A 15,704-nucleotide genomic window follows, 5' to 3' on the forward strand; every position below is an offset into this window, starting at 1 on the left:
GAAGATCGGCACCCAGGCTTGACAGCTCCTGCCTGCGGCATGTGCCGGCGCGGGGCCCCGCCCGATCCGGCGGCGGGCGCCGCGGACGGCCCGTCGGCCGGCCGGGGCGTCAGTCGCGCCAGAGCAGCAGCACCGCGCGGTCGTCGTTGATGTCCCGGGCGACCGTCTCGATCAGCGCGGCGGCGGCGCCGGCCCCGGCGCCCGGGCCGCTGCCGGGCACCAGCCGGTCGGCCTCGCCCATCAGCCGGTCCATGCCCTCGGTGAGGTCCCGGCCGGGCGCCTCGACCATGCCGTCGGTGCACAGCAGCAGGACGTCGCCGCGGTTCAGGCGTCCGCGCACGCCCTCGAACTTGGCGCCGTCGTAGATGCCGAGCAGCGGGCCCTCGGTGGCCTCCTTGACCTCCCAGCGCCCGGCGCCCGCCAGGCGCTGCATGCCCGGCAGGTGCCCGGCGGAGAGCAGTTCGTACTCGCCGGTGTCCAGGTCGAGCACCAGGTGGACGGCGGTCGCGAAGCCCTCGTCCCAGGACTGGCGCAGCAGGTAGCCGTTGGCGGCGGGCAGGAAGTCGTGCGCGGGCAGCGAGCCCACCAGTCCGCCGAAGGCGCCGGACAGCAGCAGCGCCCGCGAGCCGGCGTCCATGCCCTTGCCGGAGACGTCCGCGAGGACCACCTCCAGCACGCGCTGGCCCGGGCCGGTGCGGGCGGCGACCACGAAGTCCCCGGAGAAGGACTGCCCGCCGGCCGGGCGCAGCGCCATGTCGGCGTGCCAGCCGTCCGGCAGCCGCGGGACGCGGCTCTGCACCCGCAGCCGCTCGCGCAGGTCGAACAGCATCGTCGAGCCGCCCCACCAGGGCACCCCGACCCGGGCCCGGAACTGGGCCAGCAGCAGGCCGCCGACCCCGGCGGCGCCGACCACGAGGGCCGCGCCGGGGGTGACGCCGTAGACGTACGCCTCCGGGTTCAGGCTGGCGACCCGCTCGCCGGTGTGGATCACGGACTCGGCGGACAGGCCGAGGGCGGCGAGCGCGTACAGCACCACGAGGCTGCCGGGGCGCAGCAGCAGGGCGCCGGCCAGGATCGGCAGGACGAGGGCGGTGGGCGGGGCCCAGGCGGGCATCCAGATGTTGAGCAGGATCAGCAGCGGGACGAGCAGCGCGAGCGCGCAGAGCACCGGCCAGTCGGCGGCGCCGCCGCGGAAGTAGTCGACCCCGGCCGTGCGCAGCCTTCGGCGGGCCCGGCGGAGCCTCCTGCGCAACCGGGCCGTCACGGGGTCGGACGCCGGGACGGCGCCGGGCCTCGTCGCAGTCGTCTGGGGCGGTGCGCCCGGCGGTCTGCCAGCCATGGGGCCCGACCTTATCCACGGGCACCGCCCGGCGTCGACGGCTCGGCCGGGGGCGGTCGCGCCGAGGTGCGGGCGCGTCAGCGGGTTTCGGCCGATCGGTGCGGTGGTGGCCGCGGCGTCAGGAGGCGTGCGCCGGTTGGGCGTACGAACCAGGCGGACGACGTACGCGCCCCGCGTGCGGGGGTCTTCGCGCGCTGCCGGGCTGTGGCCGATGCCACAGGCGGCGCGGGGGCGCGGACGACGGCGGCCGGCCGCGCTGGGGAGCGCGGCCGGCCGCTGGAGGGTCGGTGGGGAATTCGGCGGGCGGAGCGTCTCAGCCCTGGGGGTGGTGGGCCGGGACGGGCGGGAGCTCGCCGGTGGTCTCGTACTCGCTCAGCATCTCGATCCGGCGGGTGTGCCGGGCCTCGCCGCTGTAAGGGGTGCCGAGGAAGACCTCGACGAACTTGGTGGCCTCCTCGACGGTGTGCATGCGGCCGCCGACCGAGATCACGTTGGCGTTGTTGTGCTGACGGCCGAGCTCGGCGGTCTGCACGCTCCAGGCCAGTGCGGCCCGCACGCCCTTGACCTTGTTGGCGGCGATCGCCTCGCCGTTGCCCGAGCCGCCGATCACGATGCCGAGGGCGTCGGCGTCGGCGGCGGTGCGCTCGGCGGCGCGCAGGCAGAACGGCGGGTAGTCGTCCTCGGCGTCGTAGATGTGCGGCCCGCAGTCGACCGGCTCGTGGCCGGCCTCCTTGAGCCACTCCACGAGGTGGTTCTTCAGTTCGTATCCGGCATGGTCGGAGCCCAGGTACACGCGCATGCCCATGAGTGTGGCATGCGCGGGCACCCGGGCTCCGCAGGGGGCGCCGGGCGCCCGCGTCGGCCCGCCGCCGCCGGCTACCGCTTGCCGGCCAGGCGCCAGACGAGCGGGAGGGCGCCGGCGGCGAACGCGGCCTTGAGGGCGTCGCCGACCAGGTACGGGTAAAGGCCGAGCTCGGCGGCCCGGGCGAGCGGCACGTGCAGCGAGAAGGCCAGGTACGGGACGCCCACCGCGTAGATCGCGAGGGTGCCGAGGACCATCGTCACGGCGGTGTTGACCGGGCTGCGGTCGGCGCCGCGGCGGGCCAGGGCGCCGGTCAGGCCGGCCGCGAGGACGAAGCCGAGCACGTAGCCGAGCGAGGGCATCGCCCAGCCCGAGGTGCCCTCGGCGAACCAGGGCAGGCCCGCCAGGCCGGCCAGCAGGTAGAGGGCGAGCGAGGCGACGCCGCGGCGGGCGCCGAGCGCGGTGCCGACCAGCAGGGCGGCGAAGGTCTGGCCGGTGACGGGCACCGGCGAGCCCGGGACGTTGACCGAGAGCTGGGCGGCGACGCCGGTCAGCGCGGCGCCGCCGGCGACCAGGGCGAGGTCGCGGGCCTGCGCGCCGAGACGGGTGGTGGCGGCGGGCAGCAGGTCGGCGAGGACGGCGCGGGTCGGTATCGACGTGCCGGCAATGGCCATGGGGGAACTCCTCGTGGGGTCCAGGTGAGTGAACACCTGTGAACCTACGCGGTGATCGACTCCGCCACCTTCACGGTTTCGGACAAACCCCCACCGCAGGACCTTGTCGGAACCGCCCGATCGACGGAACGTGAGCACCCGCCGACCCGGCGTCACGACGGGGTCCGCATGGTGGGCCCGGCTCGCCCGCCCTTGGCATGGACAGGGGTGTCCCCGGATATTGGACAACTCATGCCGCATTCCGCACAGTCTGGATCCCCCTCCATGGCCCCCACCTCCGCGCCCCCGGCGCCCGGGAGCAGCGACACCGCTCCCCCGGCCGCCGGCCAGCAGCTCTCGCACGGGCTGAAGCAGCGCCACCTGTCGATGATCGCGCTCGGCGGCGTGATCGGCGCCGGCCTCTTCGTCGGCTCCGGCGCGGGCATCGCGGCGGCCGGGCCCGCCATCATCCTCGCGTTCACGCTCTCCGGCCTGCTGGTCATGCTGATCATGCGGATGCTCGGCGAGATGTCCGCCGCCCGCCCGGCCTCCGGCTCGTTCTCCGTCCACGCCGAGAAGGAGATCGGCCCCTGGGCCGGGATCACCGCCGGCTGGATGTACTGGGTCATGCTGTGCTGCGGAGTCGCCGCCGAGGCCACCGCGGCCGGGAAGATCGTCAACGGCTGGATACCCGGCGTCTCGGCGTGGGTCTGGGTCGGCCTGTTCATGGTCTTCTTCTGCGCCAGCAACCTCACCGCCGTGAAGAACTTCGGCGAGTTCGAGTTCTGGTTCGCCACGATCAAGGTCGCCGCGATCGTCGCGTTCCTGGTCCTCGGCGGCCTCGGCGTGGCCGGCGTCCTCGGCCCCGGCGCCCCCGGCGCCACCAACCTGACCGGCCAGGGCGGCTTCCTGCCCACCGGCGTCAGCGGACTGATCGTCGGTCTGCTCGCCTCGGTGTTCGCCTACGGCGGCCTGGAGACCGTCACCATCGCCGCCGCCGAGTCCGACGACCCGAAGAAGAACGTCGCCAACGCGGTGCGGACGGCGGTCTGGCGGATCGCGATCTTCTACATCGGCTCGATGGCCCTGGTCGTCACCCTCGTCTCCTGGAAGGACCCGGCCGTCGTCCAGGACGGCCCGTACGTCACCGTGCTGCGCCACCTCGGGGTGCCCGGCGCCGGGACGATCATGGAGGCGGTGGTGCTGATCGCGCTGCTGTCCGCGATGAACGCCAACATCTACGGCGCCTCCCGGATGGCCTACTCGCTGGTCGGCCGCGGACAGGGCCCCAAGGCGCTGGCCCGGGTGAGCGGCGGCGTGCCGCGCCGGGCGGTGCTGGCCTCCTGCCTGTTCGGCTTCGGCGCCGTGCTGGCCGCCAAGTTCTGGCCCGCGACCGTGTTCACCTGGCTGATGAACACCACCGGCGTCGCGATCCTCGTGGTCTGGCTGTTCATCTGCCTCGTCCAGCTGAGGATGCGCCGCCGGCTGGAGCGCGAGGCGCCCGAGCTGCTCACCGTGAAGATGTGGGGCTACCCGTACCTGACCTGGGTGGCCATGGCCGCCGTGGCCGCCATCCTCGCGCTGATGACCACCACCGAGGGCAACCGCCGGCAGCTGTACGCGGCCGGGGTGCTGGTCGCCCTGCTGGCCGCCGCCGGGCTGCTCAAGCAGCGCAGGGACGCGGCCCCGCGGTAGCGGCGCACGCACGGAAGAGGCACGCGAAGAGGCCCGGCACCAGGTGGTGCCGGGCCTCCCGCGTTCCGCCACGGGCGTCACTCGAAGGACGGGCCCGCCGTCCGGGTGCGCTTGATCTCGTAGAAGCCCGGGGTGGAGGCCACCAGCAGGGTGCCGTCCCACAGCCGGGCCGCCGCCTCGCCGCGCGGGGTCGGGGTGACCACCGGGCCGAAGAACGCGACCCGGTCGCCGTCCGCGCCCTCGACGGCGATCACCGGGGTGCCGACGTCCTCGCCGACCAGCGAGATGCCCTCCTTGTGCGAGGCGCGCAGGGCCTCGTCGTACGCGTCGGTGTCGGCCGCGTCGGCCAGCTCGACCGGCAGGCCCGCCGCGACCAGCGCCTCCTCGACCGTCGCCCGCTCCAGCGGCATCGCCCGGTTGTGCAGGCGCAGGCCGAGCTCGGTGTAGAGCCGGCCGAGCACCTCCTCGCCGTGCTGCTGCGCGGCCGCGACGCACACCCGGACCGGGCCCCAGCCCTTGTCCATCAGGTCGCGGTACTGCTGCGGCAGGTCGCGGCCCTCGTTGAGCACCGACAGGCTCATCACGTGCCAGTTCACGTCCACCGGACGCAGCTGCTGCACCTCGATCAGCCAGCGGGACGTCATCCACGCCCACGGGCACAGCGGGTCGAACCAGAAGTCGGCGGTCTTGCGCTCGGCGGCAGTCGTCACTGCGGTCGTCCTTCGTGAGGTGTCCGGGGAAATCACGGGCGGAAAGGCGTTCCCCCCGTCCAGGCGCCAACACCCGCCCGGCCCCGCTGATTCCGCCGCGGCCCACCGGCCTGTGCAATGGTACTGGCGCGCGACGGCGTGAAAGGATGCCCCTGATGCGCCGAAGCCGCGCAGGAGAGCACAGACCAGAACGCACCACCGTGCGAGCCGGACAAAGGAGTACCGCCGTGCCGGGCAAGAACCTGAGCCGCGACGAAGCCCAGCAGCGGGCCAGCATCCTGACCGTGGACGGCTACCGGGTCCGGCTGGACGTGACCTCCGCGCCCGACCCCGCGGCCGCGACCTTCCGCTCCACCACCACGGTCGCCTTCCGCTGCGCCCGCCCCGGCACCGCCACCTTCCTCGACCTGCTCGCCCCCGCCGTCCGCTCGATCACCCTGAACGGCCGCGCGATCGACCCGGCCACCGCCTTCGACGGCGCCCGCGTCCACGTCGACGGCCTCGCCGCCGACAACGTCCTCACCATCGACGCCGACTGCGCCTACAGCCGCACCGGCGAGGGCCTGCACCGCTTCGTCGACCCGGCCGACGGCGAGACCTACCTCTACACCCACTACGAGCCGGCCGACGCCCGACGCGTCTTCGCCACCTTCGAACAGCCCAACCTGAAGGCCCCGTTCACCTTCACCGTGACCGCCCCGGCCGCGTGGGACGTGTGGTCCAACGCCGTCCACGAGCGCGTCGACACCGAAGAGGGCGCCCGCACCTGGGAGTTCGCGCCGACCAAGCCGATCTCCACCTACCTCACCGCCGTCGTCGCCGGCCCCTACCACATCGCCCGCGACCACTACAGCCGCGAGCTGCCCGACGGCACCACCCTGGAGATCCCGCTCTCCGCGATGTGCCGCAAGTCCCTCGCGCGCCACTTCGACGCGGACGAGATCCTCGGCGTCACCAAGCTCGGACTCGACTTCTTCCACGAGCAGTTCGACTACCCGTACCCGTTCGGCAAGTACGACCAGGCCTTCGTGCCCGAGTACAACATCGGCGCCATGGAGAACCCCGGCTGCGTCACCTTCAAGGAGGACTTCGTCTTCCGCTCGAAGGTCACCGACGCCGCCTACGAGGGCCGCGCCAACGTCATCCTGCACGAGATGGCGCACATGTGGTTCGGCGACCTCGTCACCATGCGCTGGTGGGACGACCTGTGGCTCAAGGAGTCCTTCGCCGACTTCATGGGCTCCTACGGGCTGATCGGCGCCCGCACCCGCTACAGCTCGGCCTGGGTCACCTTCGCCAACCAGCGCAAGGCCTGGGCCTACCGGCAGGACCAGTTGCCCACCACCCACCCCATCACCGCCGACATCCCCGACCTCGAAGCCGCCAAGCTCAACTTCGACGGCATCACCTACGCCAAGGGCGCCTCCGTCCTCAAGCAGCTGGTCGCGTACGCCGGTTCGGACGCCTTCTTCGAGGGCGCCCGCCGCTACTTCAAGCGCCACGCCTTCGGCAACACCGAACTCGCCGACCTGCTGGGCATCCTGGAGGAGACCAGCGGCCGCGACCTCAAGTCCTGGGCCGCCGCCTGGCTGCAGACCGCCGGCGTCGACTCGCTCACCCCGCAGGTCACCGCCGACGCCGAGGGCCGGATCACCGAACTCGCCGTCCTCCAGGACGGGGCCGTGCTGCGCCCGCACCGGATCGCCGTCGGCCTCTACGACCACGACTCCGACGGCACGCTGGTGCGCACCGCCCGGATCGAGCTCGACGTCACCGGCGCCCGCACCGTCGTCGCCGAGGCCGCCGGCCGCCCCCGCCCGGCGCTCGTCCTGCTCAACGACGACGACCTCACCTACTGCAAGATCCGCTTCGACGACGCCTCGTTGGAGACCCTGCGCACCGGCCTCGGCGAGATCGGCGACGACCTCGCCCGCGCCCTCGCCTGGTCCGCGGTCTGGAACCTCACCCGCGACGGCCTCATGCCCGCCCGCGACTACGTCGCCCTGGTGCTGCGCTTCGCCGGCCAGGAGGGCAACATCGGCGTCCTGCAGTCCCTGCACACCCAGGCCAAGACCGCCGTCGACCTCTACGCCGACCCCGCCTGGCGCGCCGAGGGCGGCCGGCTGCTCGCCGACGGCGCCCTGCGCGAACTGCGCGGGGCCGTCCCCGGCAGCGACCACCAGCTCGCCTGGGCCCGCTTCCTCGCCCAGACCGCGGGCGGCGCCGAACACCTCGGCCTGGTCCGCGGCCTGCTCGCCGGCAGCGCCCGGATCGACGGCCTCGACGTCGACCAGGAGCTGCGCTGGGCGCTGTGGCTCGCCCTGGCCGCCGCCGGGCAGGCCTCCGACGACGAGCTCGCCGGGGAGCTCGCCGCCGACAACACCGCCGGCGGCAAGCGCCAGTACACCCAGTGCCTGGCCGCCCGCCCCACCCCCGAGGCCAAGGCCGCCGCCTGGTCGGCCGTCGTCGACTCCGACGAACTGCCCAACGCCCTGGTCGAGGCCAACATCGCCGGCTTCGCGCTGCCCGCCCACCGCGACCTCACCGCCCTCTACGCGGCGCCCTACTTCAAGCTCCTGGAGAAGATCTGGGCCGAGCGCACCATCGAGATCGCGATGCGCTTCGTCGGCGGCTTCTTCCCGAGCGCCCAGATCGGCGAGCCGACCCTCGCCGAGGCCGACGCCTGGCTGGAGGGCCACCCCGACGCGGCGCCCGCGCTGCGCCGCCTGGTGATCGAGCGCCGGGACGACCTCGCCCGCGCCCTGCGCGCCCAGGCCTGCGACCGGGCCTGACCGTTCACGCAACGACGGAGGGGCCCGCCGTGCGGACGGCGGGCCCCTCCGTCGTTGCGTGAACGTCGTTGCGTGAACGTCGTTGCGTGAACGTCGTTACGTGAACGTCGTTGCGTGAACGTGTTTGCGTGAACGTCCCTGCCTGGAGCGTCAGTTGCGCGAGGCCAGCAGCGGCAGGCCCTCGCCCTCCAGCTCGGCGTGCGCCACCTTGCGCCCGGTGACCGCCAGCAGGAGCGCGAGCACCGGGCCCCGCACCTCGGGGCCGCTGCCCGCCGTCCAGTCCGCGTCCGTGGCCCGCAGGGTCAGCCCCTCGACCCTCCGCTTGCCGCCGATGAGCAGGTTGGAGCCCCGGTAGAAGTCCGCCAGCCGGGTCAGCGCCGCCACCGGGTACGCCCGGGCGAGGCCGAGCGGGCGGCGGATGTCCTCGGCGTGCACCACCGTCTCGCCCAGCCAGCTGTCGACCGGGCCCGGCGGGTGGCCGACCGAGTCCAGCTGCGCCCGGAAGGCGGCGAGGGTGTCCGCGGGCGTCCCGCTCGTGAGTTCGGCGATCTCGCGGGCGGCCATGTCCTCGAAGCGGAAGCCCGCCCTGGCGAGCTTCAGGAAGAAGCCGGGCGGCGTCATCCGGGCCGTCGCCGCCATGTGCGCGAGGGTGTCCTGCACGCTCCGCCCGGTGCAGAGCGAGGGGGTCGCCCACTGCTCCGGGGTGAGGTCCCGCACGTCGGCGAGCAGGGCGCGCCGCTCGGCGTGGATCGTCCCCCAGGTGTCCGGTGTCGTCGCCATGCTTCCGTGGTACTACCACGACGGCCGGGCCGCACCCCCGAGGGGATGCGACCCGGCCGGCCTGGCGCTACGGGTGTGCTCAGCCGATCAGCGAGCGCAGCACGTACTGCAGGATGCCGCCGTTGCGGTAGTAGTCCGCCTCACCGGGGGTGTCGATGCGGACGACCGCGTCGAACTCGACGGCGCCGGCGACGACCTTGACGGTCGCCGGGGTGGTGCCGTCGTTGAGCTCGGTCACGCCGGTGATGGAGAAGGTCTCCTCGCCGGTCAGGCCGAGGGAGTCGGCGTTCTGGCCCTCCGGGAACTGCAGCGGCAGGACGCCCATGCCGATCAGGTTCGAGCGGTGGATGCGCTCGTACGACTCGGCGATGACGGCCTTGACGCCCAGGAGCGCGGTGCCCTTGGCGGCCCAGTCGCGGGACGAGCCGGAGCCGTACTCCTTGCCGGCCAGGACGACCAGCGGGGTGCCGGCGGCCTGGTAGTTCTGCGAGGCGTCGTAGATGAACGACACCGGGCCGTCGGCCTGGGTGAAGTCGCGGGTGTAGCCGCCCTCGGTGCCCGGCGCGATCTGGTTGCGCAGGCGGATGTTGGCGAAGGTGCCGCGGATCATGACCTCGTGGTTGCCGCGGCGCGAGCCGTAGCTGTTGAAGTCGCGCTTCTCGACGCCGTTGGCGGTCAGGTACTGCGCCGCCGGGGTGCCCGGCTTGATGTTGCCGGCCGGGGAGATGTGGTCGGTGGTGACCGAGTCGCCCAGCTTGGCCAGGACGCGGGCGCCGGCGATGTCGGTCACCGGGCTCGGGGTCTTGGCCATGCCCTCGAAGTACGGGGGCTTGCGGACGTAGGTGGACTCGGCGTCCCACTCGAAGGTGTTGCCGGTCGGGACCGGGAGCGACTGCCAGCGGTGGTCGCCGGCGAAGACGTCCTGGTAGCCCTTGTCGAACATGTCCTGGTCGATGGAGCCGGCGACGGTGGCGGCGACCTCCTGCTCGGACGGCCAGATGTCGGCGAGGAAGACGTCGTTGCCGTCGGCGTCCTGGCCCAGGGCGTCCTTGGTGATGTCGACGTTCATGTTGCCGGCGAGGGCGTAGGCGACCACCAGCGGCGGGGAGGCCAGGTAGTTCATCTTGACGTCCGGGTTGATCCGGCCCTCGAAGTTGCGGTTGCCGGAGAGCACCGAGACGACGGCGAGGTCGGACTCGTTGACGGCGGCCGAGACCTCCTCGGGCAGCGGGCCCGAGTTGCCGATGCAGGTGACGCAGCCGTAGCCCACCAGGTTGAAGCCCAGCTTCTCCATGTACGGGAGCAGGCCGGCCTTCTCGTAGTAGTCCATGACGACCTTGGAGCCGGGCGCCAGGGTGGTCTTGACCCAGGGCTTGACCGTCAGGCCCTTCTCCACGGCCTTCTTCGCCAGCAGGGCGGCGCCCAGCATGACGGAGGGGTTGGAGGTGTTGGTGCAGGAGGTGATCGAGGCGATCACGACCGCGCCGTTGTCGATCTCGTACGTCGAGCCGTCGGGGGCGGTGACGGTGGTCGGCTTGGAGGCCTCGGCCGAGTAGGCCGGCAGCGCCTCGGCGAACCGCTCGGCGGCCTCGGCCAGGATCACGCGGTCCTGCGGGCGCTTCGGGCCGGAGATCGACGGGACGACGGTGGAGACGTCCAGCTCCAGGTACTCGGAGTAGACCGGCTCGACCGACGGGTCGTGCCAGAGGCCCTGCTCCTTGGCGTACGCCTCGACCAGGGCGAGCTGCTGCTCGTCGCGGCCGGTGAGCTTCAGGTAGTTGATGGTCTCCGCGTCGATCGGGAAGATCGCGCAGGTGGAGCCGAACTCCGGCGACATGTTGCCGATGGTGGCGCGGTTGGCCAGCGGGATGGCGCCGATGCCGTCGCCGTAGAACTCGACGAACTTGCCGACCACACCGTGCTTGCGCAGCATCTCGGTGATGGTGAGGACCAGGTCGGTGGCGGTGGTGCCGGCCGGCAGCTGGCCGGTCAGCTTGAAGCCGACGACGCGCGGGATCAGCATGGAGACCGGCTGGCCCAGCATGGCGGCCTCGGCCTCGATGCCGCCGACGCCCCAGCCCAGCACGCCCAGGCCGTTGACCATGGTGGTGTGCGAGTCGGTACCGACGCAGGTGTCCGGGTAGGCCTGGCCGTTACGGACCATGACCGTGCGGGCCAGGTGCTCGATGTTCACCTGGTGGACGATGCCGGTGCCCGGCGGGACGACCTTGAACTCGTCGAACGCGGTCTGGCCCCAGCGCAGGAACTGGTAGCGCTCCTTGTTGCGGCCGTACTCGATCTCGACGTTCTGGACGAAGGCGTCCGGGGTGCCGAACTTGTCGGCGATGACCGAGTGGTCGATGACCAGCTCGGCCGGGGCCAGCGGGTTGATCTTGGCCGGGTCGCCGCCCAGCTCCTTGACGGCCTCGCGCATGGTGGCGAGGTCGACCACGCACGGCACGCCGGTGAAGTCCTGCATGATCACGCGGGCCGGGGTGAACTGGATCTCCTGGCTCGGCTGGGCGGTGGCGTCCCAGTTGCCGAGCGCGCCGATGTGGGCGGCGGTGATGTTCGCGCCGTCCTCGGTGCGCAGCAGGTTCTCCAGCAGCACCTTGAGGCTGTAGGGCAGCCGCTCGGAACCCTCGACGGCGGAGAGCTTGAAGATCTCGTACGACTCGTCGCCCACCTGCAGCGAGCTGCGGGCGTCGAAGCTGTTCGCGGACACGACTGACTCCTTCTGGGTGCTTCACGCGATATCCGGCCACCACGGTGGTAAGGTCAGCCTTACTTAGGCTGACCTTGCCGCCATCGCCGGTGAGCGCCTCTCGGCAAGTATCTTGATGTCGAGATATATGGTAAGGGGCAGTTATCTCGATGTCGAGATAAACCATAGTGCATGCCGCCGCGTTCACCACCGCAGGCATGCCCGGGTCGGCGTCCGCCCAGTTCAGCGACCGTCCGGGCCGCGCCGCTTGCGCTCCAGCCGGATCAGCCACACCGCCCCCGCCACCACCCCGCCGAGCAGCAGCAGGACCAGCAGCAGCCCGCCTCCGGCCACCGGCGCCGGGGCGACATCGGCCAGCATCCTCGTCATGTCTTCTCCTCGATTCGCACGGAGGCACCCTCGTGGGCGGCCCCCAGGACCAGCATCAGCAGCACCGGGAACTCCAGGTAGGCGTGGTAGCTCGCCACCGCCGCGTACAGCGCGCGGCCCTGCGCGTAGTCGGCCGCGAACAGCACCGCCAGCACCCCGCCCGCCGCCGCCCCCAGCGCCCACGCGCGCGCACCGCGCAGCGCCGGCACCCGGGCCTCGAAACCCTCGGCCGCCTCCGGCGCGTAGCGCGGCAGGAACCACACCCACACCACGTAGTGCATCGTCTGCAGGAACGCGAACACCGCCAGGAAGCGCAGGCCGAGGTGCGAGGCGAGCCACGCGGGCGGCGTGTAGGAACTCTCCAGGCGGGCCGTCCAGCCGCCCGCCGTGCCCGTGGCGCCCGTAGCGCCCGTAGCGCCCGCCAGCAGGCCGTCCAGCAGCCCGCTCAGCAGCAGGGCCGGCACCAGCAGCACCCACGTGAACTGCAGCGCCAGGAACAGCGCACGCCCCCGCGTCAGCCGCCGCGACCACTCCCACAGGAACAGCAGCGGCACCACGTTGTGCAGGTGCGCCAGCACCACGAAGTGGTACGCCGGGAACGACAGCGACCCGGCGGCGCCCGCCGCCAGCACCGCCACGGCCCCCGCCAGCAGCACCGGACGCGAGCGCAGCCCGTACCAACTCGCCGCCACCAGCAGCCCGTACGCCAGCAGGATCTCCGCCGACCGGGAGTAGACGGACGGCGGCAGCAGCCGGCACACGACGATGCCGGTGACGAGGACGAGCAGCAGCCGCAGCAGCGGACCCGCCAGCACCACCGCGAAGCGGCCCGCCACGTACCGCAGTTCCAGCACGTTGTGGAGCAGCCCGAAGGCCGCCAGCCCCAGCACCGCCAGCCCGGTCGGCGCCCGCAGCGCCAGCACCAGCGCCAGCGCGCCCGCCACCACGAAACCCGCCTGCGGCGCAGCGCCCAGCCGCAGCCCCGGCCCGGCCGCCGGCCAGGCCCCGCCGCGGGCCGCCCCCGCACCCGTGATCGCCACGCTCCCCCTCCCCATGGCACGATCCCCTGCCGTGCGCTACCCCGTGGCCCTGGCCCTCACGCTGCTGACCGAGACACCCGTCTACACCGCCGCCCTGAGCCTCGCCGGGCCCGTCCGCCCGGGCCGGGCCGCGGCCGCCGCCGTGCTGGTCAACCTGGCGACGCACCCCGTGCTCTGGTGGACCCTCCGGCACTGGACCGGCGGGCCCGCCGCAGCGTACTGGACGGCCTTCGGCCTCAGCGAGGCGGCGGTCTGCGCCGTCGAGGCCCTCCTCCTCCGCCCGCTCACGGGCCTGCGCCCGCGCGACCCGCTCCCCTGGATCGCCTCCGGCACCGCCAACGCCACCTCCATGCTCGCGGGGCTGCTCGCCGCACCGTTCCTCGGCGGCTGACCGCGGTTCCACGGCCCGGTTCCGGCGGCCCGGCCCCGCGGCCCGGTTCCACGGTCTGGCCCCACGGCCCGGTTCCGGCGGGTGGGGGCCGGGCCGGTACGGTGGCGGGGAGTCGGTGACGTGCGGGAACGCCGGGGACGGGCAGGGGTCGGCTGATGATCGTGGTGGACGCGTCCGCGCTGGTGCTCGCGCTGGCCGACGAGGGGCCGCGCGGTGCCGCGGCCCGGGCCGAACTGGCGGCCGACGGCGAGTGGTTGGCGCCGGAGCACGTCATCGTCGAGGTGATGCAGTCGCTGCGCGGCCTCTACCTGGCCAAGGAGCTCACCGCCGGACGGGTCGCCGAACTCACCGGCGAACTGGCCGCGGTGGCGATCCGCAAGGTCGAGGTGGCGCCGCTGCTCGGCCGGATCTGGGAGCTCAAGGACAACCTCACCCCGGACGACGCCGCGTACGTCGCCGTCGCCGAGCGGTACGGGGCGCCGCTGATCACCGCGGACCTGCGGCTCATGCGGGCCAGCGGGCCGCGCTGCGAGATCCGCGGCATCCGGCGCACACCGGAGTAGCCGGGCCGCCCCCGGGCGGGGGGTGTCCCGGGCGGCCCTGCCGGGGCGGTGTCCCGGGCGGCCCGGGCGCGTTGAGCACGGCGACCGTCACCCCGCCCGTGGAAGGCCCGCCGATGCCCCTCCCGTTCGCCTCCGCCCTGCTGCCGCTCGCGCTGCTCGCACCCGCCGTCGCACCGGTGTCCGTCATCGAGGCCGACTTCGACCCGGCCTCGGCCTTCGTCCCGCCCGCCGCCATCAGCTACGCCGACGACCTCGTGCCGTACGGCTCGCACGCCACCGTCGTCACCGACCGCTCGACGGCCGGGCGGACGGTGCTCACCCTGGCCGTCACCGGACTCGCGCCCGGCCACGAGTTCCCGGTCCACCTGCACACCGGCACCTGCGGGACCGTGCCGACCTCGTCCGGGCCGCACTACCAGAACGTCGTCGACCCGGTGCAGCCGTCCACCGACCCGGCCTACGCCAACGACCGCAACGAGCTGCGGCTCGTGCTGCGCACCGACGACCGGGGCGACGGCACCGCCACGGCCGCGGTGGACTGGCAGGCGCGGGCCGGCGAGGCCCGCTCGCTGGTGCTGCACGCGGGCACCCCGGCCGGCCCGCACGCGGCGGCCGACCGGGTGGGCTGCATCAAGCTGGACCGGTAGCCCGTCCGGCGCTCCTCAGGACCCGAGGGTGGCGACCAGGACCGCCTTGATGGTGTGCAGCCGGTTCTCCGCCTGGTCGAACACGATGGAGTGCGCCGACTCGAACAACTCGTCGGTGCACTCCAGCTCGGTCATCCCGGTGGCCTCGTACATCTGCCGCCCGACCTCGGTGCCGAGGTCGTGGAAGGCCGGCAGGCAGTGCAGGAACTTCACGTCCGGATTGCCGGTGGCCCGGACGGTGTCCATCGACACCTGGTACGGCTTGAGCAGCTCGATCCGCTCGGCCCAGACCTCCTTGGGCTCGCCCATCGAGACCCAGACGTCCGTGTAGAGGAAGTCGGCGCCGGCCACGCCCTCGGCCACGTCCTCGGTGAGGGTGATCCGGGCGCCGGTGGTCTCGGCGAGCGCGTGCGCCGCCTTCCGGACGTCCTCGGCCGGCCACACCGCGCGCGGCGCGACGATCCGGACGTCCATGCCGAGCAGGGCGCCGGTGACCAGCAGCGAGTTGCCCATGTTGGAGCGGGCGTCGCCGAGGTAGGCGAAGGCGATGCCGGTGAGCGGCTTGGCCGTGTGCTCGGTCATCGTGAGCACGTCGGCCAGCATCTGGGTCGGGTGCCACTCGTCGGTCAGGCCGTTCCAGACCGGCACGCCCGCGTGCGCGGCGAGCTCCTCGACGACCTCCTGGCCGTGGCCGCGGTACTCGATGCCGTCGAACATCCGGCCCAGCACCCGGGCGGTGTCCTTGATCGACTCCTTGTGGCCGATCTGCGAACCGGACGGGTCCAGGTAGGTGGTGCTCGCGCCCTGGTCGTGCGCGGCGACCTCGAAGGCGCAGCGGGTCCGGGTGGAGGTCTTCTCGAAGATCAGCGCGATGTTCTTGCCGCGCAGCCGGGGCTGCTCCGTGCCCGCGTACTTCGCCGCCTTGAGCCGGGCCGCGAGGTCCACCAGGAAGCGGAACTCCTGGGGAGTGAAGTCGAGCTCCTTGAGGAAGTGCCTGTTCCGGAGGTTGAAGGCCATGCCGGGCTCCTGGGGTGACGGGACGGACGGGAAAGCGGCAAGTGTATACGATGCTCTGAATTTATATGCAGAGCGGGGGTGGACGGGAGGGGAACGGCCGAGCGGAACGGCCGAGGGGGAGCCCGGTCGGACTCCCCCTCGATTCTCACCCCGGTTCTTGCCCCGGGTCTCGCCCCGGCCC

General features: G+C 73.0%; 14 protein-coding genes. 5 read left to right on the forward strand and 9 right to left on the reverse strand.

What is annotated here, in order from left to right:
* Positions 1–109: 109 nt before the first annotated feature.
* The 3 genes from ACFVSN_RS39760 to ACFVSN_RS39770 all read right to left on the reverse strand — a co-directional run bounded on the left by ACFVSN_RS39760 (position 110) and on the right by ACFVSN_RS39770 (position 2,815).
* Positions 110–1,252, reverse strand: coding sequence for a PP2C family protein-serine/threonine phosphatase (locus ACFVSN_RS39760; protein ID WP_380446134.1), 1,143 nt, complete (start codon positions 1,250–1,252; stop codon positions 110–112).
* A gap of 400 nt (positions 1,253–1,652) precedes the next feature.
* On the reverse strand, positions 1,653–2,138 hold the full coding sequence (locus tag ACFVSN_RS39765) for a ribose-5-phosphate isomerase (protein ID WP_380500163.1): 486 nt from the start codon (positions 2,136–2,138) through the stop codon (positions 1,653–1,655).
* 77 nt (positions 2,139–2,215) lie between these two features.
* Positions 2,216–2,815 carry a biotin transporter BioY gene (locus ACFVSN_RS39770; RefSeq protein WP_380444518.1) on the reverse strand — a complete coding sequence of 200 codons (600 nt, stop codon included), beginning with the start codon at positions 2,813–2,815 and terminating at the stop codon, positions 2,216–2,218.
* A 264-nt stretch (positions 2,816–3,079) separates the two neighbouring features.
* Here ACFVSN_RS39770 and ACFVSN_RS39775 point away from each other — a divergent pair, with 264 nt between their 5' ends.
* A complete protein-coding gene (locus tag ACFVSN_RS39775) occupies positions 3,080–4,489 on the forward strand; it encodes an amino acid permease (RefSeq protein WP_387958313.1) in 1,410 nt (469 codons plus the stop codon).
* Positions 4,490–4,566: 77 nt separating this feature from the next.
* Here the strand turns inward: ACFVSN_RS39775 and ACFVSN_RS39780 are convergent, their stop codons facing one another.
* Positions 4,567–5,199: a disulfide bond formation protein DsbA gene (locus tag ACFVSN_RS39780; protein ID WP_380444516.1), complete on the reverse strand. Its 633-nt coding sequence runs from the start codon at positions 5,197–5,199 to the stop codon at positions 4,567–4,569.
* 227 nt (positions 5,200–5,426) lie between these two features.
* On the opposite strand from ACFVSN_RS39780, the gene pepN reads away from it, so the two are divergent.
* A complete protein-coding gene (gene pepN / locus ACFVSN_RS39785) occupies positions 5,427–7,991 on the forward strand; it encodes an aminopeptidase N (RefSeq protein WP_387958316.1) in 2,565 nt (854 codons plus the stop codon).
* A gap of 150 nt (positions 7,992–8,141) precedes the next feature.
* Here the strand turns inward: pepN and ACFVSN_RS39790 are convergent, their stop codons facing one another.
* The 4 genes from ACFVSN_RS39790 to ACFVSN_RS39805 form a co-directional block, all read right to left on the reverse strand.
* Positions 8,142–8,771: a maleylpyruvate isomerase family mycothiol-dependent enzyme gene (locus ACFVSN_RS39790; RefSeq protein ID WP_380498626.1), complete on the reverse strand. Its 630-nt coding sequence runs from the start codon at positions 8,769–8,771 to the stop codon at positions 8,142–8,144.
* Positions 8,772–8,850: 79 nt separating this feature from the next.
* Positions 8,851–11,496 (reverse strand): aconitate hydratase AcnA, encoded by a 2,646-nt coding sequence (gene acnA, locus ACFVSN_RS39795; RefSeq protein ID WP_380444513.1) that lies wholly within the window; start codon positions 11,494–11,496, stop codon positions 8,851–8,853.
* A 222-nt stretch (positions 11,497–11,718) separates the two neighbouring features.
* Entirely contained in the window at positions 11,719–11,865 is a 147-nt protein-coding gene (locus tag ACFVSN_RS39800) for a hypothetical protein (protein WP_380444512.1), read from the reverse strand.
* Entirely contained in the window at positions 11,862–12,905 is a 1,044-nt protein-coding gene (locus ACFVSN_RS39805) for a hypothetical protein (protein WP_387958319.1), read from the reverse strand. Before ACFVSN_RS39805 ends, ACFVSN_RS39800 begins: the two co-directional genes overlap by 4 nt.
* A gap of 13 nt (positions 12,906–12,918) precedes the next feature.
* Between ACFVSN_RS39805 and ACFVSN_RS39810 the strand changes: the two genes are divergently transcribed.
* The 3 genes from ACFVSN_RS39810 (at position 12,919) to ACFVSN_RS39820 (ending at position 14,506) form a co-directional block, all read left to right on the forward strand.
* Positions 12,919–13,296 carry a hypothetical protein gene (locus ACFVSN_RS39810; protein WP_387602683.1) on the forward strand — a complete coding sequence of 126 codons (378 nt, stop codon included), beginning with the start codon at positions 12,919–12,921 and terminating at the stop codon, positions 13,294–13,296.
* Between the two features lie 155 nt (positions 13,297–13,451).
* Positions 13,452–13,859 (forward strand): type II toxin-antitoxin system VapC family toxin, encoded by a 408-nt coding sequence (locus ACFVSN_RS39815; RefSeq protein ID WP_380444509.1) that lies wholly within the window; start codon positions 13,452–13,454, stop codon positions 13,857–13,859.
* A gap of 113 nt (positions 13,860–13,972) precedes the next feature.
* Complete coding sequence (locus tag ACFVSN_RS39820; protein WP_380444508.1) at positions 13,973–14,506, forward strand: superoxide dismutase family protein; 534 nt, start codon at positions 13,973–13,975, stop codon at positions 14,504–14,506.
* A gap of 15 nt (positions 14,507–14,521) precedes the next feature.
* On the opposite strand, the gene argF is transcribed toward ACFVSN_RS39820, so the two are convergent.
* Positions 14,522–15,523, reverse strand: a complete 1,002-nt coding sequence (gene argF / locus ACFVSN_RS39825) for an ornithine carbamoyltransferase (RefSeq protein ID WP_380444507.1) — start codon at positions 15,521–15,523, stop codon at positions 14,522–14,524.
* Positions 15,524–15,704: the final 181 nt, after the last annotated feature.

Origin of the sequence: Kitasatospora sp. NPDC057904 (assembly GCF_042887925.1) — a bacterium.
GTDB lineage: Bacteria > Actinomycetota > Actinomycetes > Streptomycetales > Streptomycetaceae > Kitasatospora.